Here is a 26,661-nt window from a genome sequence, read left to right as displayed (position 1 = left end):
GCCTGTTAACTATAGTCGGCTAGTGCGCTGCTGAACTGCAGCGCCAGATAACCAGTGCATCCCAGCAGCCAGATTGCTGCCAGGGTTGCGCTGGTTTTTTTTGTCTGTAGTTTCTGCCAGTCAAAGCGCTGACTCAGTATTCGCAGTGTTGCTGCAAATACAGTGCCTTCAATAACTGCAGTGATCACATCCAGCGGCCAGTGTACCCCAAGGGCCACCCGGCTCAGGGCGACAGCCAGTACCGGCAGGCAGATGATCAGGTAGCACCAGCGCCGAATTGCGGGCTGAAGTGGTGCGGCAATGAGAACGGCCAGACAAAATAACGTTGCCGCTGCGGCGCTGGTATGTCCGCTGGGGAAGCTGAACGTGCTTAGCCATTGTCCGGTTTCCGGACGGGGAAATTGAATTGCCAGCTTGAGCGCTGAATTAACAATGATTGCTGTGAATGTAATACCTGTGAACGCTAGGGCAAGGTTCTTTTGGTTGCTTAATGCAAGGTAGCCTGCTGAGGTCAGAATCAGCGGCAGGAGTATTGTCTTATCACCGAGCAGGGTGGTCAGAATCAGTGATGGCTGTCCATGCAGCAGACTGTATATCTGCTGCTGAACCGCGCTATTCCAGTCCTGCACTGCGCCGCTGAGTTGTATTGAGATCAGGGCTATACATAGCAAACTGCTGATCAGGAGCAGAGTTATCGCTGCAGTTGGGATGGTTTTATTCTCTGGCCAGAAATGGTGTAGCCGCAGCCATAGTTGCAGCTTGGTTGCCAGGATTCGTTCTGGCTGCAGCCATTGATGGAGCTTGTGGATGAGCAGTAGCAGGATGATAACCGCGGCCAACAGATAGAGCAGGGGCAGCCATTGTGGATCGATAGCTTCGGATGAGCTGCCCAGAAAATAGCCGGGCAGAATATAGACCGGTGCCCAGGCCAGTGCTGACAGTAGGTTGAATGCGATAAATAGTGATCGCTTCATGCCGAGTGTGCCGGCGACAAAGGGAATGACTGGTCGGATCGGGCCGATAAAGCGACCAATTACTACACTGTAGCCTCCATATTTTCTGAAGAGTAATTCTCCTCGCTCCAGCCAGTGTGGATAGCGACTAAATGGCCAGTGGCTGCGCACATAAGGCGCCGCATGCCGTCCCAGCCAGAAGCTGATGAGGTCGCCAGAAATTGCGCCGATATAAGCGCTCATCAAAACAAACCAGACTGTAATCTGGTTTTGTCCTGCCGCAGCAGCGGCGGCAAAAAGTAGAGCAACGCCGGGAACTATAATGCCGGCAAAGGCCAGGGATTCGATAAATGCGATCAGGCCGATTGAGGCCAGCAGCCACTCTGGCTGTAACAGTGTTTCCATAACTGATAAGTATAATTCATTGTTTTCTGATATATCAGACCCAGGTATATGCTATTCAGTTGTAATGAGTCTTGTATGAAATGAATGTTTTCTATTAGTAATTGGTTCGATTTAAAACCTGATGCTGTGTAGATATAAGCTATTGTTTTTTAGAAAAAAATATTTTAAATCAAACAGCTGTATGTCATTTATGACGTGTTTCTGATTCTTTAGTTTATATATTATATTTTTGTTTGAAAAATGGTTAAAAATTGATCATAATCAAGCGCTGGAAATTAAGGATAGATAAAAATAATTACAGTTTAGATATGGATGTCTACACCCGCCAATAGCTTCGAATAAAGTGCCGGGTGCCCTCAGGATGAGACTGTGCAGGGGGGAATACGGAGCTATGAAACCGAATCTTATGACGCGTGCCTTGTCTGGTGCGGGTCTTTTTTGCGTACTTGTAATGCCATTATCCGCTCAGGCGGAAAATCTGATCGACCTGTATCAGGCTGCATTGGAAAACGATCCTCAGTTGCGTGCTGCAACCTTCGATCATACTGCCAGTCAGGAAGTCGTCACCCAGGCCTGGGCCGGCTATCGGCCGACTGCAAGTTTCGACTATGATGATGTCGATACCACTCAGAATATCGTCAGTAGTGATAACACGGTATTCCAGACTGGCAGCACTTCCTTTCCGACGACTACCTGGACCCTGACCGTCAGTCAGCCAATCTTTCGTTATGCCAATTACCTGCGTATTGGGCAGGCTAAGGCCGAACTGCGTAAAGCGGATGCGGAACTGATCAGTGCCCAGCAGGAGATGATGCTGCGCCTGTCAGAAACTTATCTGGCTGCGCTGGCGGCTGAAGATGAGCTGGGTTACCTGCAAGCCGAGATGAATGCCGCGCAGCAGCAGCTGGATCTGGCTTCTGGCCGTGAAGATGCTGCGATTGGTCGCTCGGTTGATCGCTACGATGCCGAAGCTCGTTTGGCTGCGGTTGAAGCCGATTATGCCGAGGCGGACGTGGCGCAGCGGGATGCCTACGAAGCGCTGTACGAGATGGCTGGTCGTGATCCGATGGGGCTGGCACAACTGCAAAGTGAGATCGACCTGCAGTTGCCGACGCCGGCCGATGAAAAGCACTGGCTGCAAGCAGCGATGACCAATAACCCGGCGTTGATCACTCAACGCGAAGCGGTCGATGTTGCCCGGCGTGAGGTCGGCAGGCAGAACGCGGGACACTATCCAACCCTGGATGCGGTGTTCCGAAATACCGAGCAAGAGACCGGCGGTACCTTGTTTGGTGGCGGCAGTATCGTTGAAACCGAAGAGCTGATGTTGCGTTTCAATCTGCCTATCTACTCTGGCGGCTCCGTTAGTTCGCAAAAGCGTGAGGCGGTTGCCCGTTATCACAGCGCCGAAGAAGAGCTTACTCGTCTGTTACGTGAATCCCGTCGTAAATCTAAAGAATCCTACTGGGGTGTTATTAACGCGGTGAAGCGGGTAAATGCGCTGAACAAAGCGGTTGATGCCCAGCAGGCGACGCTAGAGCTGCGACGGGCAGCTTACGATGCCGGCCTGGAAACTGCGATTAGCGTGCTGGATGCGGAGCGGGATCTGTACTCTGCCAAACGAGATCTTTCCCAGGCCAGATACGACTACCTGCTAAACGGCTTGCGCCTGAAAGCATTGGTCGGTGTGCTGACCCGGGATGATCTCAATCTGGTGAATAACTGGCTGGAAAGCTAGTCGTCATTACCGGCAGAATTTAACAAAGAATTAAATAAAGATACACGGATGTTTTTACCCGCAGTAACGGTAAGAACATAGCATTGGTTTTTAACGCGGGGGCGTTGCTATGAGCAAGTTATTTGGTAAGGGTAAAAAGGCGCGGAAAGCGGCTAAGAAGAAACAGAATTTACAACTGGAAGCATTGGAAAACCGGGTGCTGCTGTCGGCGGACCTGGGTGTTTCTATGTCCGATCTGGAGCAGACGGAAGCGCTGACCAGTGAGGTGATCGCTTCAGAGCTGCAGCTGGAAACCATAGATCCCAGTGAGTTTGAGCCGCAGTCTATCGCGGTTGATGACAGCCTCACCAAACTTGTCGATCAGCTGGTAACTACGGAGTTAACTACAGAACCGGAAGCTGCCGAAGCAGAGCCTGCCGCAGAGCAGGCGGTGCCTGCAGATGCGCAATCTTCAGATGGCCAGACGCTGACGCCTGAAGCGTTATATCTGATGGAGCGCATGCAAGCCCAGCAGATTGTGATTCTCGATGCCAGCATCCCCCAGCTGGAAGCGGTGGTTAACGAACTACTGGGTCAGGACGCGACCGACCTGCCGGAAACTATCTCCAATCTTAAGCTTCAGACATCTGATCCGGTATTGGCGGAATCCCCCGCTGCTGATACTGAGCAGAATGATGCGGCTGCCGAACTGATCGGCATGACGCTCGAACAGCAGGTGCTGGCCAATGCCGACCGGGCAGTCAAAGTGTTTGTGTTGGATGCGGAGCAAGACGGCATCGAACAGATCGGTTCGATTCTTGATTATTTCGAAGATGTTGCTGCAATTCACCTGTTGAGCCACGGCTCCGCCGGCGCCCTGTTCCTGGGTAACAGTAAGCTGAATAGCCAGCAATTACGCCAGAATCAGCAGCAGATGAAACGCTGGGGCGAAGCCTTGGCTGATGATGGCGATCTGCTGCTGTACGGCTGTGATGTGGCTGAGGGTGCAGTTGGTCTTGAGTTTATCGATCAACTGGCTGAGCTGACCGGCGCTGATGTTGCGGCGTCCGATGATGATACTGGTAATGGTTCTGAGGCTGACTGGGATCTGGAGCAGAAGACGGGAGACATAGAAATATCATCGATTGTCAGCTCAGCAATGCTGGGAACTCTGAACTTTACCGGTACCACTGGTAGTGACACTATTACTGATAAAACAGGTACGGTTAAAGGCCTGGCGGGTAACGATACCTACGATTTTAGTTCCCTGCCTGCCAGCAAAGTCACAGTTACAGAGCTGAAAAATGAAGGCTCAGATACCCTCGATCTCTCAGGTATTTCTGAAGCTCTGACAATCACCATCAAGAAAGATCAGGTCGTTGAAGTCAGAAATGCCGCTGGCACAGTGAAGATCACGGCAACCTATGTTGAAAATATTATTGGTGGTTCAGGTAACGATACCTTCTATGTTCAGAAAGGGGCTGAGCTGAAGGGCTATCTCGATGGTGGTACAGGTGATAATACTGTTAGTTACAGTGATCCAGCCGGAATTCTAGATAAGAACTATACCGGCTCAGTAAATATTGATTTCGGTACCAATGATGACCGTAAAGCAAAGGCAACCGCGATTGATGGCTTTGCCCTGAACGGTATCCGAAATATCGATATTGTTGAAGGAGGCAAGAAGTCCGATTTCCTGAAAGGCGGCAGCGGTGATGATGAGCTGTCAGGTGCTAAAGGTGATGATGCACTGAGCGGTAACGCTGGTGCTGATACTCTGAAAGGCGATGCCGGTGATGACTGGCTCGACGGCGGTGCTGGTATTGATACCGTCGAAGGTGGAGCAGGTAACGATACCCTGCTGGCCAGCGCTGACGGTGATACTCTGAAAGGCGGCTCCGGTGACGATACCTTTCAGTTCAGTGCAACCACTGACTGGAATGGAACGACCATCACTGAAGGCAGTAACGAAGGCAGCGATTTACTCGACTTTAGCCTGGTAACTGCTGACCTGACCTTTACCCTGAATGATGTGGCTGTGACCGGCTATGCCATTGCGGCAACCGGGCAGTCGGTGTCGGCTGCTAAGTATGTCGAACGCATTGCTGCAGGCAGCGGTACTAATACCTTTAATTTTAAGAACGGCTGGGCGGATCTGCTTCTGATAGAGGCCACTGCGGCCGCCACGGTTAATCTGGATTTCAGCGCTGTTACCAGCGATCTTACCATCACTATCAAGACAGATGGTTCGGTAGAAATTGAAGATCCCAGCGGCCACCGGGCGCTGATAGAGAATGTCGATAACATTACCGGTGGGCAGGGTACCAACACCTATGTGATCGAAGAAGGCGCCAGCCTGACTGGTAACCTGACCGGCGGCAGCGGAACAAACATTCTCGACTACAGCCAGTACAATACAGTGATCGACCTGAAAACCGAAAGCACCCCGCCGGGTATCACTGGCACCCTGAGTGGCGATTTCCAGATTGTCGGCAGTGATACACAAGATCTGTTGCAGGCGGATACTTCCGGTCAGACCCTGTCTGGTGGAGAAGGCAATGACTATCTGTTGGGTGGTACTGGCAACGACACCCTGTCCGGAGATAAGGGTAATGACTACTTTACTGGTGGTACCGGTAATGACAGTTTTATCGGTGGTAAAGGTAATGATACTTACTACTTCAGCGATGGCTGGGGTAAAGATACGGGTATTACTGAGGCCGCTAAGGGCGGCACCGATAGCATCAGTTTTGCCGGTGAGGATGCCGTAGCAGCAACAGTTGACATCGCTGCATTGGATCAGATTCTGGCGGTAACCAGTGATCTGACCCTGACTATCGATGCCGGAGCACTGAGTGTCAGTGATGGCAATGGTGCCAATGCAAACAGTCTTGCAGTAGCCGCCAGCAGCTTCCAGCATATCGAAAGTCTGCTGGGCGGTAGTGGCGCCAATACCTATGAGTTTAAAGATAACTGGTGGCAGAACGGGCTGGATGAACTGAGCCTGGACGATACAGCCTCGACTGACGGTACCCTTGATTTTTCTGCTTTAACCAGCGATCTCGAATTTCTTATCAGCGATGATAATGGTGTGACTGTTATCACTGTAACTGCTTTGGTCCATAGCGATGATGATGGCGATTATGACAAGAGCTATAGCGTTACTGCGCGTGGCATAGAGAACCTCATTGGGGGTAAAGGGGATAACCAGTATCAGTTTGCAGCGGGTGCTTCTCTGTCTGGCAACCTGACCGGTTTCTCAAGCCAGGGAGATGATTCAGGTACCGCTACACTGGATTTTTCCGCTTATGCTGAAGGGGTAGCGATCGACCTGTCCGGTACTGCTTCGGCTACAACAATTGCTGACAGCTCGAACAAGCTGGTTGGTGGCACCCTAAGCAATATCAATGATCTGATTGGTAGCGATCATGGCGATACCCTGACCGGTGATAATAACGCTAACCTTCTGATCGGCGGTAAGGGTAATGACACTCTTGCTGGTAAAGGGGGGGGCGATACCTATCGAATTGGTACCCAGTGGACCAAGCTTGATATCGATCAGATTCTGGGCCAGACCGATACCATAATCGATGACAGTGGCACTAATACCCTTGACCTGACAGCGATCACGAAAGACCTGAAACTTACCTTCAGTGATGATGGCAATGCTACGGATGTTGCTGTTTCTGTTGCCCTGCCGGGAGGCCTGCTAAGTAATAACATAAATATCACGGATACAACCGGTAGCTGGGATATCGATACCGGAGCTGGTGACGATCAGGTAATACTGGGTAAAGATTCAGCATTGACGGCGAACCTGAATACCGGTGCCGGAGATGACCATATTATTGTTGCTCGCGGAGCAGTTCTGGATGGTGAGCTGGTAACAGGTGATGGTGCCGATATTCTGGATTACTACAGCGGCAGTAATGCTACCCGTACAGACAGCTATAACAGCGCAGTGACTGTTGACCTGTCTGCCGGCAGTGCCACCGGTTTTGAAAGTATTGCTGGTATCCGCGATGTTTATGGCTCCGATGCGGACGGTCAGGATAGCCTGACCGGAGATGATCAGGATAATACCTTCTATGTGGGTACCTGGGGTGAAACCGATGGTGATAACAGCCGTAAACACAGTGTTACGGGTGGCGATGGCAGTGATACTGTTAGCTTCCTGAACTATACCGCCAGTGATTTTGCAATCACCGCAGATCTCTCTGCTGATACAGTTACTTATGATAAAGCCGGTGGCACAACACTTACTGTTGCCGACATTGTCGGTATCGAGAACCTGACCGGAGGTGCAGGTAACGATACTCTGATCGGTGATGCCCTGGCCAATATCCTTAATGGTGGTGCGGGGGATGATACGCTGCAGGGCGGCGATGGTGATGATACCTATACCTTCGATTCCGGCTTTGGTCTGGACAGTATCACAGAGCAGTTGGATGAGGGCGCCGATCGCCTGGATTTCTCTGCAGTTACTGAGACACTGACCTTCAGTAACGGCCGTACCGATGCCACTGAGGTCGATCTGGCTACTGCTCTGGAACGCAATGTTACAGTAACCGATGGTACTAATACCCTGACCACTGGTTTCAATGTTGAGAAGCTGGATGGTGTTAAAGAGAACGACACCCTTGAGCAGGCCAATGTAACTATTACGACGGCTGTTCAGGATGATATCCTGGCCGGCCTGAATGCTCTGAAAGCGATGGTTGATGGCCTCTCTGCAGGTTATTCAGAATTTACTGATATCCTGGCGCTACAGATGCCGCTGGTAAACAGCACACTGGCAGATCTGATGCAGGATAGTTCTGGTACAGCGGTCGACTTTACCACGGTTATCGGTACTGAATTACAGACCCGAATAGATGCCCTGAAAACCCTGTTCTGGGGCAGTACAACCGAACCGGCTGCAGCCGATAAAACCAGCTCTACCACTGATGCTCTGCTGACTCTGAAAGACAGTGATAATAATCCACTGTTTCGGATCAGTGAAAATACCCGCTTACTGGAATTTGCTACTACCCTAGAACTGTTTGAACGCACCCAGTCACTGGGTCTGGATCTGGGCGGCACCCTGAGTGCAATCCCGGGGCTGGATGTCGACCTGAATCCGGATGTGACCACCAAGGCTACCTTTGATTTTGCCTTTGGTGTGATCCCAACAGATGCATCTGAACCGGATACTGGCCTTGAGTTCCATGTTGCTGATCCGGCCCTGAACCTGAGTGTCACCCTGGCTGATAGCGCTATTAACGCGGCCCTGGACTTCGGCCTGATTGCAGCGTCAATCGATAACGGATCGCTGGCGATGACTATCGACCTGGGACTGAAAGCTGAGGGGGATCTGAGCCAGCAGATTCTGCTGGATGCTGTAGATCCTGATAATACCACTACAACTATTGATTCACTGTTTAAGCTGGCAACCGGTGCCGATACTGCCATTACTGCGGATCTGCCAATTACTGTGGATGCAGCCGGACTGGGCATTGACCTGCCGAGCCTGCCGACCATCTCCCTGAGTACTCCGGCGCTGCCGGAATTTCCAAGTCTTACCGGCCTGGCAGATATTTTTGCTGACCTGGACTGGAGCTTGCCGGATCTGAGCGAACTGATGGATCTCAGTGCTATCAGCATGGATCAGCTGTTCAGTATGCTGCGCAGCGGTCTGAGCTATTTGGTTGATAATTTTGATTTTGACCTGAAGATTCCAGGGCTAGATCTGAGCCTTGACGATATCTTTAAGAATATTCCAGGCCTGGACCTGGGCCTGCAAAACTTCCTCAACAGCCTGCTGGATCCACTTAATGACTTTGACCTGAGTCTGGGGCTGCAGGGGTTGGCTGATTACCTTAATGGTAAGCTTGCGGAACTTCTGCCTGACTTCCCGACCCTGGCCTTGCCGCAGTTTAACTTTGAATGGGACGGATTTGATCTCGATATAGACTTCGATTTCGATCTGGGTCTCAATGATTTGCTGGCGGCCCTGAGCCTGGATCCGTTGTCGCTGGATTTTGACCTGGATCTGTCTGCGCTGACCGACTTCCTCAATTTACCGGATAACTTCGATCTGGATCAGCTGGGTATAACCCTGGATTCCAGTGCTCAGCTGTTTGTTGACGCCGCGCTGGATATCGACTTTGAGCTGGATGTTGCGGTTCAGGAGTACGCCAAGGCGGTGTTGGCTAATAAAGGTACCAGTGGCATTGAGCTACTGGACTATGCTTTTATCGGTGATAACACCCAGATTGCGGTGGAAGCCAGTGCCGGTGCTGAAAATATCGATGTTGAGGCATCCCTGAGTATCAGTGACAGCCTGCCGGAGATCGGTTTCTGGATCGAGGATGGAATCGCCGTGGTGCAGGCAGCAGCAGCAATCGCCCTGCCACAGGTCAGCAGTGGCCGCTATCAGCTGAGTGGCTTTAACGTCAGCAGTTTCTCTATCGATGCCGGCGGAACAGCCGCACTTGATCTGCCGATGTTCCTGGGTACCGGCAGCCTGCCGATGGGGGGCTCTGAGTCTGATCTGAATGGCGACGGCATTGCCGATAATGTGCTGCATGCCGGTTTTGATTTCGATACTACCGGCCTGTCCAATCAGGATGTGATCGCCCCTGATTTTTCCGGTTTTAACCTGATCGCCTTCCTCAATGATCCGGAAACAATACTGTTGGGTCTTGAAGGCATGTTCGGTGGTATCAAGACCATCATGGCTGATCAGTTGGGTTCCCTTGGCCTGCCGTTTATTGGCGATGTACTGAAAGAATCAGGCGCCTTTGTCGATCAGCTACGTGACAATATGCTCGGTGAGAAAACCGGCGGAATCTATGGCTCAGGTTCTCTGGGTAAGTCGCTGCAGGATGCGGCGGACAATGGTGATGATGTCATTAGCCTGATCCGCGAGGCGATGTTTAATGAACTGGGTGATTATCTGCAGGTTGCTGCAACCGATAGCGATGGTAACCCACTGTTTAATGAACTGGGTAATATCCTCTATCGGGATGTACAGAGTGCTGATGATATAGGCTTGGTGCTGACCTCTGCAGGTGAGCTGACCTTTAATGTACTGCTGGCTGGTAGCGTATTTGAGGGGCTGGACGATTACGTCGAGCGGATGGGCGATCCGGATGGCGATGGTGTTTTCGACACTGTGATCAAACGCTTCCTTGAAGCCCCGATTAACTTCGACCTCAGCGCTCCAGGTCTGGGTCTGAAGACCGGACCGGAAGATAAGATCGAAATCAGCCTGGATTACTTCTTCGGGCTGGGCTTCGGTCTGGACCAGAGTGGCTTCTTCCTCGATACCGCCGGTGTGACCGAAGCGGGCGAAGAGCTGGGTCTGACCCTGGATGCTTCTCTCAGTGATGGCACTAAGCTGACCGGTACCCTGGGCTTCCTGCAGATGAGTCTGGAAGAGATTGAGGACGATGACGGTAATTCTGGCCTGCGTGGAAAAATTACGATCGACCTGACCGATAATGATGATGACCGCTGGCGTGTAGGCGAAGACCTGGAGATGGCAGCACTGATCTCTGCCGATGCCAATGTTGATCTGCTGGCTACAGTGGATATGGACTTTGACGGGCTGGATATCTCCCTGCCCGGTGCTTTTACTAAGATCCATTACGATCAGGAACTGGCTAACGTCAGTTGGAGTACCGGTAGCAGCTTCAGCGCAGACTTCTTTGAAACACCGCAGGTCGTGCTGGAAGATGTCACCCTCAATGTGGGCGATCTGTTCAGCGGCTTTATCGGCCCGATCGCGCTGGAGCTGGATCCGTTCCTGGGTAAAGACTCCGAACTGCGCCGGGTGATCGATATCCTCACCACTGAGGTGGATCTGGGTATTACCAAACTCAATCTGCTGGATATCGCCGTACTGGCGATGAATGCTAAGAGTGCGGGTACCGGTGATACTCTGCGTACCACTATTACCGCGCTGAAAGCTGTCTCTGATTTTATTACCCTGGCCAAAGAAGCGGCCGAGAGTAACACCCCGATTCTGGTGAATTTCGGTACTTTCGATCTGGGCGGCAGCCTGGTGACCAGCGACAGCAGCTCTATCTCGAACGACGATCTGAGTCAGTCCGGTACCCAGCAGAATTCGAATGATGCCGTGGAAAATAGCGGTGCATCAGCCTCGCAGAAGAAGCTGGTAACTGAGCTGGGCACCTCGCCGGGCTCTATCATGTTTCCGATTCTGTACGATCCGATGACGGCTGTAGGCTTGTTGCTGGGTAAAGATGTTGACCTGTTTATCTACGATACTCCGGATATCAACTTCCTGGTTGAATATGAGCAGTCCTTCCCGATCTTTACCGGTCTGAACGCTGTTATTAAAGGTAGCCTTGAAGCCTACAGTGACTTCTATTTCGGCTTTGATACTACCGGTATCCGCAGCTGGTTTGAGAAGTTTGAGAAAGCTGACTACGACTTTGATGCGGCTGTCAGTAACCTGGATGATATCTTCGATGGTTTCTTTATTGCGGACTGGTCGGTCAGCGAAACAGGTGTTCTGCAGGAAGGTGACGATGTCGCGGAAGTTACCCTGACGGTTACTTTTGCAGCAGGTGCTGCTCTGGGCATCGGAGGTCTGGTTGAAGCCGGCGTGCTTGGCGGTATCGAGGCTGAGATCGGCCTCAACCTGCATGACCTGCCTAAAGCCGGCACCGGTGGTGATAATCAGCCAGCAGCGATCTACGACGGTAAGATCCGCTTCGATGAAATCGCTACCATAATTCAGCACAATCCGCTCTGCCTGTTCGATATGGAAGGTGCGATCAAAGCGTTCCTGGAAGCCTACCTCTGGGTGGGCGTGAAGGTATTTGGTTCTAAGATTACCCTGTTTGAAGCGAGCAAGCGTTTTGTTGAGGTTACACTGGCTACCTTCGAGTGGACCTGTCCTCAGTTCCCTGATCCGGAAGTCGCGACCATTCAGAACGGTGTTATGACTCTGGCCTATAAAGATGATCAGGGTAATCGTGCGGCGCAGGAACAGTACACAGTATCTATGGAAGATGTAGACCTGACCGACGATGGCATCGATAACGAAATCGCGATGATCATGGTCAATGGTAACGGTCATACTGAATACTTCGATCCGAACCTGGTTAACAAGATAGTCGCGCAAGGTACATCCGGTAAAGATATCTATGAGATCGATACTTCTATCGATGCTGATCTTGAGATCCACGGCGGTGGCGAAGATGATTACATTATCTTTACCGGCAAGCAGAACGAAAACCGTAGCCGTAAAATCTATGGTGACGGCGGCGATGACACCCTGATCGGTACCGATATGGCCGAGTATATGGAGGGTGGCAGCGGTAACGATAATATTCGTTCCAAGAAAGGGGTGGATGAGATCTACGGCGGTGCCGGTGATGACTTTATCTGGGCTGAAGGCGATGCCGCAGGCACCTCAGGCAATACCAACGGTTTTGCCAACTATATCGATGCCGGCGACGGTTCCGACCGTGTACTGACTGGTGATGGTGCCGATAAGATCATTACCGGTGCCGGTGATGATACTGTGGATTCCGGTGCGGGCGCTGATGATATCAATACCGGGTCGGGTAACGACTATATCGATGCCGGTACCGGTGTGGATAGCATTGTTGCCGGTTCCGGTGATGATGGCCTGAACTGGGAAGTAGGTGATGGCGGCGATAGCTTTGCCGGTGGCAGCGGTACCGACGAGATCTTTATGGCCGGTTACCAGATCAACCCGGAGCAGTTCTACGAAACCGATACCAGTAACTACATAGTTGATGATGGCAAAGCGGATACCATAACCGTATCTGATAGCAGCGGTAACACCAATATTGCATGGCAACATGGTTACGACGCTGCCATTACCCTGACCAGTTCCGGGGTTGAAACCCTGAGTATGGACAGTGGTCGGGGTGCCGATGATATTACTATCGGTAATCTGAAAGATACCGCGACTGACAGCGTTAAGGTTAGTACGGGTACTATCCGTACCCTAAAAACTGAGAACCGCAAGGTCAAAGAGCGTAACGATGATGGCGATCTGGTCGATACTGACCAGTCGCTGGACTTCAAGATTCTTGACGTAAAAGATGACAATGCGGTTGATACCGTCAGGGTTGAGGGTACAGCCAGTGCAGATGATTATCTGATCAGTACTGTGGAATCCACCGGTGTGGACGGTGAAGCCCAGACGGCAATCCGCTACGAGCAGCTGGATGGCGGTGAAGATGAAGCCGAGAACCCAACCAGCCACGTGATCGTTGATGTTTACGATCTGGAAGGCAGTGATAAAACCAAACTGTCAACACTGGGGGGTAACGACAGTATTAATGCCCAGGGCGTGACTCAGCAGGTTGTATCTGAGCTGTTTATGGATGGTGGTGCGGATAACGATACCATTATCGGTTCCAGCCTGGCAGGTACATCGGATGTCATTATCGGTGGTACCGGTTCCGACCGGATCACCGGTGCCGTCGGTGTGGATAAGTTTTACGAGCAGAGCGTTACCGGCGACAGTAATAATGCCGGCGATACCGATGTTCTGGTGGAGAAGCGTGACGCTTACTTTACCCTGAAAAACCAGCAGCTGGTGATCGATGACTCCCAGTTATCAGGCCAATATGGCAATGAGACCGAAACCTTTGCCCAGATCTTTGAAAATGCTGAGCTGACCGGTCTCGACAGTGCTAACAAGTTTGAGATCACCGACTGGTCCGGTGGCGGTATTCTCGACGGTGGTAAAGGCGGCGACAGTTATACTCTTGAACTGGCCCAGCTGGCCAGTGGTCGCCAGTACCTGAATATCGATGATACCGGTGCCAGCGGTATTGATAGTCTGATTTATAAAGGCAGCGCCGGTGATGACACTATCCAGCTGGATACTGTGTATAAGCGCGATGAAGATGTTGAGAAAAACTTCAGCGATAGCCGGTGGACAGAGTATGGCGAGCATGGCGATGGTCTGCTGATAGCCCATTTCGATTCTGATGATAACTTCTCTGAAGTTGATCTGGATGATGAAGAAGCGCTGATGCATGTCAAAGAGGCAAGCCTTTCTGCCGGAACTGATTATCAGGTGGTGAATTACGATTCCGTCGAGCAGGTGACCGTATTCGGTGGTGAAGGTCACGATAAGTTTATCTCCGATGGCAGCGCCACCCAGATCGATGTCTTCGGTGATGGCGGTGATGACCAGTTCTATGTTGGCTCCGTACTGAAAACCGATACCGTACTGGTGGAAGGCCAGGAAGTGACTATCGTTGAGGAGATTACCGATGGTGCTAACTTTAACGGCTCAGCTTTCTTTGGTGGTGAGGGTGACGACTACTTCGAGGTTAACCACAATGCCGCCGATATTGGCCTTTACGGCGATAACGGTGACGATACCTTCTTCATCAAGGCCCTGCTGACACTGGATGATGACGGTGAACTGCTGGATATCGACAGTGGTACCGCCAATGTATCCGGTGTATCTGAGGAACAGAATGACAACGACACCCGAGAAGTGGACGTTGATACTCTGGTCTACGTTGAGAATGCCAACGTTACTATTGATGGTGGAGCCGGATTTGACTCGGTTGCCCTGGTCGGCACAGTGCTTAGCGATACTTTCTACGTTTACGTAGAGGAGGACGAGGAAACCGGTGAAACCGTTCAGCGTATCTACGGTGCCGGCGTCAAACTGCAGAAACTACTGAATATTGAACGTCTGCAACTGCTTACCGGCGGCGGTGATGATACCGTTTATCTGTACGGTGTCGATATGGGCCTGATCGGCGATATGGTGGTCAAGACCGGTTCCGGTAGTGATACGGTGCATGTCGGTGGCCCGGAGCAGATTATCAATCTGAACTTCCCGAAAAATAGCGATCTGTTCTACTCCACGGTAGAGGGCTTTAAGGTAGATCAGGACGCAGAGGGTAACTATCTCTATGCCGGAATGGTCAGCGGAATGCCGTTCTACCAGATTGACGAAGTGGGTCGAATTGTACCATTTGAAGTTGAAAATCCGGCGATGACGCTGCAGGTCACTATGCCGGAATCCTATGCTATCGATGCTTTTGTTTCGCCAGTGTTGATTGACGGTGGAGAGGGCGTTAACGATCAGGTGATCGTGAATAACCAGCAGGGCAGTAACCGCATTCGTTTCGCAAACACCGAACTGGAACGCAAAGACGTTACTTTTGACTATGACAAGTTCAGTCTCAGCAGTGGCTCCAGTGACTTTGTTGGCACTATGCTGGCGGACGCTACCGCCGGCGCGGTTGCTCAGGAGCTGCTGGCCAGTGCTGCAGGTGACTATATCCGTTTCCAGGATCGTTATTATGATACTGAAATGGTAAATAACCTGGACGCTGATCAGCTGGCCCAGCTGGTGATTCCAGAAGGCCTTAGTTACTACAATATCCAGAACACTTTGCAATCCGATGGTTCTATAAGCTATGCCCGGGATCAGCTGATTCAGTTGGCTTCAGACTTTAATCTGACGCTGGCCTGGAACGAGGTGAATCATCCGGACCCTACCCGTGCGGCTACCGGTGAGAAACTGTATGAATTGCTTAGTATTAAGACCGCATCCGGTGACTCTGTTGCCTTTGAGGCCCAGCATAAAGAGACAATAGTCTTCGATATCAGCGGTAGTCAGAACATCCTCAAGGATCTGACTGCGCTGACGCTGAAGACAACTTCTGACCTGACCGTCAATTTCACCGCGGGAGCCGTGACTAAGGTTGAGCTGCTCCGTAAAGATGCCATGAATACCCTGGGTGTTCTGGGTCAGGCACCTGAACTGCACATTACCGGTATCAACGATATCACCCTGAACCTGAGTGAAGCAGATGCAGACAACGGCTCTACCCTGATCGTGGATAACGATCTTTTCGGTACTGCAACAGTAACCGATCAGTCCGGTACCACTCAGACTGTTTCCACCACGGATAAACTCTATATTCAGGGCGGTAGCGAGAAAGATGATATTCAGCTGCAACAAACTGCAGCGGAAGTCATCGTGCACGGTAACGGTGGTGACGATACTATTACTGTAGGCAAGGATGGACGTCTGGATCAGATCGGAGATCAGGTTTACCTGTTCGGTGGTGCCGGTGACGATACTATTATTCTGGACCGTGAGCAGGACGATACCGATGCCGATGTCACAATCGATAAGAACCTGCTGCAACATAGTACCGGCTTTGAACAGCTGAGCCGGATTACCAGTGCCCTCAGTTTGCAAAATATTACCGACGCAGAAAACCAGCTGCTGGAAGATAATCTGAAAGACGCAGCGGTACCTTATGCAGAAGATGCATTTGCGGTGGATTCAAGTGACCTGACGACCGCAGTCAATGAGATAGCAGAAGATACACTGACTCAGCTACTCAGCGTTGTACAGCAAGGTAAAACTGAGTTGGCGACGTCGGTTAACGATGCTGCTGATCTGTTACGCGAGAATGACCAGCAACTGCTGGAAAACCAGGTCAAGCTATACACCAGGGCGAAGTATTACGACGATAACAATACTGATGATGCGCTGCTGAATATGTTGACGGCCCTGGGTCTGAAAGCCCAGTTTACTGTGACGTATAAGGTAGATATCTGGCTCTTCGATTATACAACCACTGAAACCAGCGGGCAGGTTAATCTGAAGAGTGGTTTTGCTACAGCAGAGGATTGGTTACGTAACTTCGGTAATAAACTGGATATCAGTGATGGTGAGAATAGCCAGGATGTAACGCTGGATATGTCTGGTCAAACCAGCTTGCTACAACAGCTGCTGGAGAACGGCGATGGAGAAAGTGACCTTTACGATCTGGTAAATGATGCGATTAATAAGAATCGCCAAACTGTATTTACCGCGACAGAAAATGATGGTGACTGGCTTGATGTAACGTTCAAGCTTGAATTGGTATCCAGCCATGTGCATCAGGCGAATGATAATAAGGTGCGTGCTTACGCTAAGATCTACGATACCCTGGTAAACGATTATATCGGTACTCAGGCAATCTACTCTGATCTGCTGCAGGCCCGGGGGCTTACTTCAGGTGAAATCCAGACGCTGTACAACACCTATAACAGCAGTGAAGTGATACAAGGCTTTAATATCAATGATCCGCTGGCCGGTGGTAAGTCTGTCTACAGTACCTTGGTCGGCTCGGTGGATACTGCCAACCTGGATCTGTCTGCAGATATCTTGTCCCATCGCAGTGCTGCGGTCGAGGCACAGTTAAATGATCTCGACCTGACCCGCAGTAACAGCTTTGCTGATCAGCATGATGATAAGTTTGATACCCTGATCAGCCAGATCCAAACGGCGCTGGACAGCCAGGATTATAGTCAAAACACTCTGAGCAGCATTAGCAGTAAACTGACGGCGTTGCTGGATAATAGTAATCCATATAAAACCGGTAGTGGTCTGGATGCCGCTGAACAGATGGTGCTGGCACCGGTTTATAACCAACTGGCAGGTAATACTGAAAACGGCCTGGCCGATCTGCTTAGCGCTGTTGTTACCCTACAGGGCGATATGTCCGGGGTTAACTTCAGTACTATCCTGAGCCAGGCGGCTGCGGCTGCAGGCTACGACGATTATGAAACGCTGTTTAAAACGGCTAATTACGATAAGGCGCGTGCTGCCTATAGTACTGCATCGGAGCTGATCGATAGTTATCTGATCTACGCGGCTGGGCAGCCGGATATGGAAAATTTGCCGACTGCAGCTGTTGATGTGCTTACCGATATTAAGATTCTGGATCGTGCTGCAGACCGGTTTGATGCCTTTGTCAGTGCTCTGGAAAGCGGTTTCGACTTTGACAGTTTCCGTACAGACTACCTGTCTAATCAACAGGCGGTGCAAACCTTCGTAGCGAATAACCCACAATATGTAGCCTACCTGCAATCGGAAGCCCGCTATGAAGCGATGGCAGGCTCATTGACGCAGGATGCTAAAGATGTGATCACCCTGGCAGCGCTGAACGAACAGCAGTACAACCTGTTGTCGTCTGCCTATAGCCAGGCTGTAAGTGACTTCAGTTCATTGAAAACCTCGCTTGCTGCTCAGTATACCGTGCGGCTCGATTATTGGTGGTTCCAGCGTACAGTGCATCTGGATTACACCGTGGATTACCGCTATGTACAGCAGAAAGCTTTGGTTGAGCGGTTGGATACTCAGCTGAGTCAGGCTCAGGCTTATTACACTAGCAGCGATAGCCAGATTACATCCCTGAATTCCCTGCTTAGCGATTACGTTGGCGAAGAGGATGATTTCGAAACCCTGATTGCCGGATTGGGTAGCGAGTACGAGCAGAAGAAAGACGCTCTGAACGCTCAGTATCTGGTGCTGAAAGAGCTTAGTGGCTTTGCCGTTGATGTGATCAAGGCTCGCGGCCCGGATCAGGATATCGAAGGCTTTGCGGACGACAGTAGCCTGATCTCAGAAATGATCAGCTTCTACGATCAGTACAGCATAATCGATGAAAATGCAGATCAGGATCCGCTTAGCCGAACTCAGTTCCTGACTGAGATCCGTGATGAATCAGGTGAGCTGGTACGAGAGACTACGAAGAGCTCAGTAATCTTTAAAGAAGATAATCGTGACTATACCGAAGTCACCTCTGTAACCGGTATGACCGAAGACGGAATCAGTGTCCACGTTGGCTATGATGATGTTGAGAACCTCACCGTTAAGACCGGTGCGGGTGATGATCAGGTTCAGGTTCTGGATACTCTGGGGCTGCAGGATGCTGAAGTTCATGTCCAGACCAATGGCGGTGATGACGAGATCACTGTCAGCGATGAGAATGATACCACCGAAGGTGTTACTTCCCATCTGGTGGTGGAAGCAGGTACCGGCAGTAACAAATTTGATATCAACGATATCGGCGACAACTCCGGTGACACAATCACTATGACCAATAGTGAACGCAGCGGTTATACCTCTGTAACCGGTATTGCCGATGGTCAGATCCATTACAGCGGCAGCTTCGGTCAGGGTGTTACCCTGCAGGCTGGTATCGGAAATGACGATATTACCATTGATGGTGTTATCGCCGATGCACATACCACTATCTTGGCAGGAAAGGGTGATGACGATATCACAGTAACCTCCAACACCACCCGCAGCGGCAATGATAGTACAGAGCTTACCCTGCACGGTGAGGAAGGTCGCGATGTTATCAATGCCACCGAATCCGGTTTTGCTGTAACCATCGAAGGTAACGAAGGTGACGATAGCATTTATGGCTCGGCCCATAATGACGATATCTCCGGGAATGATGGCAGCGATCTGATTATCGCCGGTCTCGGTGAAGACCTGATCAGTGGTGACAAGGGTGACGATATTATCCTCGGTGACCTGGGAGAGCTGTTCCTTGATGATGGGGTTACCGCCTGGGATACCCGCACCGCGCGATTACAACTGGCTAAGATCGAATCAGCCACCGGTGGTGCAAAAGATACAATTACCGGCGGTACAGGTAATGACACCATTATCGGTGGTGCCGGTGGTGATGAAATTACCGATAACAGCGGTAATGAACTGGTATTCGGTGACCATGCCCTGATCACCTACATGGCAGGTATGGCCGCAGTTGTAGCCAGCCGTCATAGCCGGGAAGGTGGCGATGACATCATCACCCTTACCGATGGTGATAATACGATTCTCGGTGGCAGTGGTAGCGATACTATCCGCTCTGCAGATGGTAACGATATCGTGCTGGGTGATAACGGTGAGCTCGATTACAGAGACAGCAAACTGGTTATCAGGAGTACCGATTCCGGCATTGGAAGCGATGACGAAATTATTCTGGGCAGCGGCGATAAGACAGTCATTGCCGGTGTCGGAAGTGATGATGTAACCATTACTGCAACCAACATCTCCGCAGATCAGCGCGTGGTGCTGGGGGATGAAGGTTCAGTCACCTATAGCCAGAACATCGACAACGCGGAGCAGCTGAATATTGCCAGCACCTCTACCGCAGGTGGTAATGATGTTATCGAAATCAACGGCAGCCACAGTGATGATCTGAATATTGTTGTTGCGGGTACCAATGATACTCAATCAACCGATGGCATCGACCGTGTCACTATCACCGGCAACAGCACCGATGTTGTATTGGGTGATAACGGTGATATCCAGCTCACTGATGGCGAGCTGGAGTCTGCAGTAACCTCTTTCACTACTGAAGGTGGTGAAGACCATATCAGCCTGCAGGATGGTGATAAGACGGTCATTGCCGGTATCAGTGATGATCAGGTAACTATCAATGCCGCGGTTGCTGAAGCCAATCGCCGGATCGTAATGGGCGACGAAGGTTCTGTGACCTATAGCGAAGTGGATGGTGCCGAGCAGTTGGATATTGCCAGCACCAGCACGGCCGGTGGTAACGATGCTATCGAAATCAACGGTAGCCACAGCGCTGATCTGAATGTAGTAGTTGCGGGAACCAATGACAGCGGTGTGGATAGTGTCACCATCACCGGTAACAGCACCGATGTTGTACTGGGTGATAACGGTGATATCCAGCTCACCGATGGTGAACTGGACTCCGCAGCTACCAGTAATTCAGCTGCGGGTGGCGAAGATCACATTAACCTGCAGGATGGTGATAAGACCGTTATTGCCGGTATCGGTGATGATCAGGTAACTATCAATACCGCGGCCGCTGAAGCCAATCGCCGGATCGTAATGGGCGATGAAGGCTCAGTCAGCTACAGTGAAAATGCAACCGCTGGCGAGCAGCTGGATATTGCCAGCACCTCAACAGCAGGTGGCAACGACACCATTGAGATTAACGGCTCTAACAGCGCCGACCTGAATATCGCAGTTGCAGGTACCAACTCAGGTAATGGCACTGATTCTGTCACAGTGACCGGCAACAGCAGTGATGTTGTATTGGGTGATAACGGTGATATCCAGCTAACTGATGGCGAGCTGGACTCTGCAGTAACCTCTTTCACTACTGAAGGTGGTGAAGACCATATCAGCCTGCAGGACGGTGATAAGACGGTCATTGCCGGTATCGGTAATGACCAGGTGACTATCAACGCTACGGCTGCAGAAGCCAATCGCCGGATCGTAATGGGCGACGAAGGTTCGGTCAGCTACAGCGAAAATGCAACCGCTGGCGAGCAGCTGGATATTGCCAGCACCTCTACCGCAGGTGGTAACGATGCTATCGAAATCAACGGTAGCCACAGTGATGATCTGAGTATTGTTGTTGCGGGTACCAATGATACTCAATCAACCGATGGCATAGACCGTGTCACTATCACCGGCAACAGCAGCGATGTTGTAATGGGTGATAACGGTGATATCCAGCTCACCGATGGCGAGCTGGACTCTGCAGCTACCAGTAATTCAGCTGCGGGTGGCGAAGATCACATCAACCTGCAGGATGGTGACAAGACGGTCGTTGCCGGTATCGGCGATGATGATGTGACTATCAATGCTACGGCTGCAGAAGCTAATCTCCGTATCGTAATGGCTGATGAAGGTTCGGTTACCTACAGTGATAACGCTGGCGACGAGCAGCTGGCAATTGCCAGCAACTCAACAGCAGGTGGCAACGACACCATTGAGATTAACGGCTCCAACAGCGATGACCTGAATATTGCGGTAGCGGGTACCAATGACGGTGGTGTGGATAATGTCACCACCACCGGCAACAGCACCGATCTGGTTCTGGGTGATAACGGTGCAGTACAGCTGACCGATGGCCAGCTGGACAGTATGTTGACCACAGGCACAGCAGAAGGCGGTGTGGATAGCATCAACCTGCAGGATGGTGACAAGACGGTCGTTGCCGGTATTGGCGATGACGATGTGACTATCAATGCTACGGCTGCAGAAGCTAATCGCCGTATCGTGATGGCTGATGAAGGTTCAGTCGCCTACAGCGAAAACGCAACGGGTGGCGAACAGTTGAATATTGTTAGCACCACTATTGCAGGCGGCAACGATACTGTTGAGATCAATGGATCTAACAGCGCCGACCTGAATATCGCAGTTGCAGGTACCAACTCAGGTAATGGCACTGATTCTGTCACAGTGACCGGTAACAGCACCGATCTGGTTCTGGGTGATAACGGTACGGTGCAGCTGACCGATGGTCAGCTGGATACCATGCAGACCTCTCATACAGCGGAGGGCGGTGAAGACCACATCAATCTGCAGGATGGTGACAAGACGGTCGTTGCCGGTATCGGCGATGATGATGTGACTATCAATGCTACGGCTGCTGAAGCCAATCGTCGTATCGTGATGGCTGATGAAGGTTCGGTTACCTACAGTGATAACGCTGGCGGTGAGCAACTGGATATTGCCAGCACCTCAACAGCAGGTGGCAACGACACCATTGAGATTAACGGCTCCAACAGCGATGACCTGAATGTCGCGGTAGCGGGTACCAATGACGGTGGTGTGGATAATGTCACCATCACAGGCAACAGCACCGATCTGGTTCTGGGTGATAACGGTACGGTGCAGCTGACCGATGGTCAGCTGGATACCATGCAGACCTCTCATACAGCGGAGGGTGGTGAAGACCACATTAATCTGCAGGATGGAAATAAGACTGTAATCGCCGGAATCGGCGATGATCAGGTTACCATCAATGCTTCAGCAGATGTTGCACAATCCAATCGTCGTACGGTATTGGGTGATGAAGGTTCGGTTGCTTATATCGACGTTGACGGGGCAGAACGCCTGAATATCGCAAGCACCTCTACCGCAGGTGGTAATGATACTTTCAAAATCAACGGCAGCCACAGCGATGATCTGAATATCGTTGTTGCGGGTACCAATGACTTGTCTTCTGGAACAGGTATCGACTCGGTAACCGTGACCGGTAACAGTACCGATCTGGTGCTGGGTGATAATGGTCTGCTGCAACTGACTGCCGGCCAGCTGGACTTTATGCGGAGCATAGATAGCGCTGTGGGTGGCGCAGATCACATAAGCTTGCAGGATGGTGATAAGACAGTCATTACCGGTATCGGTGATGATCAGGTCACCATCAATGCTTCAAAATATGCGGCGCAATCAGATCGCCGTACCGTATTGGGTGATGAAGGTTCGGTTGCTTATATCGACGTTGACGGGGCAGAACGCCTGAATATCGCCAGCACTTCTACCGCTGGTGGTAACGATGCTATCGAAATTAACAGCAGCCACAGCGATGATCTGAATATCGTTGTTGCGGGTACTAATGACGGCGGTGTAGATGAAGTAACAGTGACCGGTGACAGCACCGATCTGGTGCTGGGTGATAACGGTACGCTGCAGCTGACCGATGGTCGGCTGGATAGGGTGAAGACCTCTGATACCGGTGAAGGTGGTGAAGACCGTATTAACCTGCAGGCCGGTCATAAGACGGTAATCGCCGGCGTTGGGGACGATAGCGTGACAATCACTTCGGCAGTTGCCGCGGCGACTGTTGTCGCGGCCAACCGTCGCACAGTATTGGGCGATGAAGGTAAGGTTGAGTTTGCCGATAACGGCACCACCCTGACCGTCGCCAGCACCTCCACAGAAGGTGGCAACGACACCATCACAATTCACGGCAGCCATACCGATGATCACAACACTGTGATTGCGGGTGTCGGCAACGACAGCATTGAGATCGATAACAGCAGCACAGATATCGTACTTGGCGACAACGGCAGCATTACGAGTACAGCCGGTAATCTGAACAGTATTGTCAGCACCAATACCGCAGCAGGCGGAATTGACGATATTGATCTGGGTAACGGCGACAAGACGGTAATCGCAGGTGTCGGCGCTGATACGGTTGATGCCGGAGCGGGCCATCACCGGGTAATCGGTGATAACGGTGAGCTGACCTACGGCGATGGTGAACTGGCCCTGATGACCAGCACTGCCGCAGATCTGGGCGGTAACCTGGGTGGCGATGATGTGATCACTCTGGGCAACGGCGAGAACCAGATTATTGCCGGTGTCGGTAACGATACAATTACCACCGCTGATGGCACCGACCATATCCTGGCAGATAACGGTAATCTGGTATTCGATCCTGCTACCCAGATCCTGCGCAGTGCCAACAGCGTTGAAGATACCCTGGGTGGCAACGATACCCTGAACCTGGGTAATGCCGCCGATGGTGAAACCAAGGTAGTGATCGCCGGTATCGGCGCAGATACTGTAACCGCCGGTAATGGTGATCATCATGTGCTGGGTGATCATGGCAACCTGATCTATCAGCCAGACGGTATCTTGCAACAAGCGTTTAACAACGGTACTGCAGGTGATAAAGACAGCATCACCCTGAACCAGAATGGCCTCGGTAATAACGTCGTTATTGCCGGCGCAGGCGATGATACTGTGACCACCGGCAATGGTGATGACTATGTGCTGGGCGATCACGGCGAGCTGAACTTTAGCGGCGGTATCATAACCTCAGGCCGTAGCACTAATACCACTCAAGGTGGTAATGACACGGTCAACCTGGGTAACGGTGATAAGCTGGTTATCGGTGGCTTCGGTGGCGACACCATCACTACAGGTAACGGCGATAACCGGGTGCTGGGTGATAACGGTGAGCTGCAGTTTACCGGTGGCATTCTGCAAACTATCGATACCCAGGATACGACAGCGGCAACCGGGGGTGTGGATAACATCACCCTGGGCAACGGTGAACATATCGTAATGGGCGGTACCCATGGCGATACCATCAGCTCAGGTACTGGCGACGCTATCCTGATCGGTGATAACGGTACTGCGACCTTCGGAATCGATGGTAAGCGCATTCAGGTGATCAGTGAGCTGAGCACTCTGGGTGGCGACGATACAATCACCGCGGCGGGTGGCGATAATCTCGCTCTCGGTGGGGTCGGTAATGACACTATTACAACTGGTGCCGGAGCTGACCGGGTGTTTGGTGATAATGGTCAGTTGGAGTACAAAGACGGTATCCTCAACAGGGTCTCCACTACCGATACTTCAGAAGCCACCGGAGGCAGCGATACTATCGAAGCCGGTGATGGCGACAACATGGTGTTCGGTGGTACCCACGGCGATGATATCGATTCCGGTATCGGCCACAGTATCCTGATGGGTGATAACGGCTTCGTCCAGCTGAACGATACTGGCGACCAGCGGGTACAAGTGGTCAGCGAGTTGAGTACCCTGGGCGGTGATGACGCTATCAATGCCAGCGGTGGTAACAATCTGGCCTTCGGTAGCGTCGGTAACGACCGTATCGAAACGGCTGCCGGCGATGATGTTATCTTCGGCGATAATGGCGTCGCCGATTATGTCGATGGCCTGGCCGATCATTACTACACCACCGATACCACAATGGATACTTCCGGTGACGATGATCTTATCGGCGGTGCCGGTGATGACCTGATCTTTGGTGGTCTGGGTAACGAAGTGATCTACTCCGATGCAGGTGACGATAAGGTCGTCGGTGATCTGGGTGAAGCACAATACAATACTGACGATAGTGATCCGACTACCCTGGACCGGGTGTTCAGCAAAGACTCCGATAACGGTGGTGAGGATGAGATCCATGGCGGCGTCGGAGATGATGTCATTATTGGTGGCGCCAAAGGCGACAAGCTATTCGGCGATGAGGGAGATGACTTTGTTTCCGGCGACGGTGGTCTGGCGATCTTCTTCAACGGTAAGCTGGCCAGTGCGGAAACTACAGAGCTGTTTATCGGTGGTGATGACGAACTGAGTGGCGGTGCTGATAACGATATTCTGTTCGGCGGCTTCGGCAGCGATCTGTTCTACGGTAATCTGAACGAAGACGCCATGGCCGGTGAATACGCCCGGGCGCTGATTGACTCTTCGGCAATTGGATTTGAACAGGGGGTGTTCGTGGTGCGTCTGGGTCAGGGTAACCTTGACCTTATCGCTAAGACTCAGTTTGGACTGTATAACGATCGTCTGACCGGTATCGGCTTTACTCCACTGGCGACATTAACACCGCTGAGTGAGCTGGGCTTTGATACGGAAAGCAATACCGGCACTTACAGCGATAGCCATACCCGTCACCATGCCAGCAGCCTGGGCAACAGCTCAGCGTCAATGGGTGATGTTCTGGGCCGGATGACCGCGACAGCAGCCGGTGAAAGCGACGCTTCGACAGAAGGGGGCGATGAGCAAGCCTGCTTTAACGAACAGGGCATGGCTGTTGAGTGTGCGGTTGAAGAGCAAAATAATGGCGAGCAAGCAACGGAGCAAAGCGCAGATGAAGCTGCTACAGAAACGTCTGAAACCACTCAGACTGGTGAACAACCGGTTGTAGAAGAGGCAGTTGAAGGGCAACCTGAAGAGCAGTCTGAAGAGCTACCTGCAACAGAACAGCTGGAGCAGTCTGCTGCTTCTGGTGCCGCTGCGGCAATTGCTGCGATGGCGGGTTGGAAGGTAGCAAAAGGTGATCGTTCTGGTACTGTTAAAGTCGCGCAGAAAGGCTTTACTGAACTGCGTCATCAGCAGCGCCGGGTACAGCGCTGGGATGATGCAAAGCAGTGCTTTGTCGAAACCAATGAGAAGAAGTCTGTGCGCAGCAGTGACTGGGAACAGGCGGCTAAAAACATTAAGCAACACTGAAGCTAACGCATAAG

3 protein-coding genes are annotated in these 26,661 nt (G+C 51.5%); 2 read left to right on the top strand and 1 reads right to left on the bottom strand.

The annotated features are described in order from the left end of the window. Positions 1–5 precede the first annotated feature (5 nt). The gene (locus ACQUQM_RS16455; RefSeq protein ID WP_432470963.1) at positions 6–1,358 is read right to left on the bottom strand and encodes a bifunctional DedA family/phosphatase PAP2 family protein; all 1,353 of its coding nucleotides are present in this window, start codon (positions 1,356–1,358) and stop codon (positions 6–8) included. A 391-nt stretch (positions 1,359–1,749) separates the two neighbouring features. Between ACQUQM_RS16455 and ACQUQM_RS16450 the strand changes: the two genes are divergently transcribed. Both ACQUQM_RS16450 and ACQUQM_RS16445 read left to right on the top strand, forming a co-directional pair. Further along, positions 1,750–3,096 carry a TolC family outer membrane protein gene (locus ACQUQM_RS16450; protein ID WP_432470962.1) on the top strand — a complete coding sequence of 449 codons (1,347 nt, stop codon included), beginning with the start codon at positions 1,750–1,752 and terminating at the stop codon, positions 3,094–3,096. A 109-nt stretch (positions 3,097–3,205) separates the two neighbouring features. After that, a complete protein-coding gene (locus tag ACQUQM_RS16445; protein WP_432470961.1) occupies positions 3,206–26,647 on the top strand; it encodes a DUF4347 domain-containing protein in 23,442 nt (7,813 codons plus the stop codon). Positions 26,648–26,661: the final 14 nt, after the last annotated feature.

Source organism: Amphritea sp. HPY, assembly GCF_050870985.1.
Classification (GTDB): domain Bacteria; phylum Pseudomonadota; class Gammaproteobacteria; order Pseudomonadales; family Balneatricaceae; genus Amphritea.
This window is presented reverse-complemented; position numbering and strand designations above follow the sequence as displayed.

What these genes read in the sequence shown, in the direction of transcription:
- ACQUQM_RS16455 (WP_432470963.1), bottom strand. Translation starts at nt 1,358, where the DNA reads ATGGAAACACTGTTACAGCCAGAGTGGCTGCTGGCCTCAATCGGCCTG.
- ACQUQM_RS16450 (WP_432470962.1), top strand. Translation starts at nt 1,750, where the DNA reads ATGAAACCGAATCTTATGACGCGTGCCTTGTCTGGTGCGGGTCTTTTT.
- ACQUQM_RS16445 (WP_432470961.1), top strand. Translation starts at nt 3,206, where the DNA reads ATGAGCAAGTTATTTGGTAAGGGTAAAAAGGCGCGGAAAGCGGCTAAG.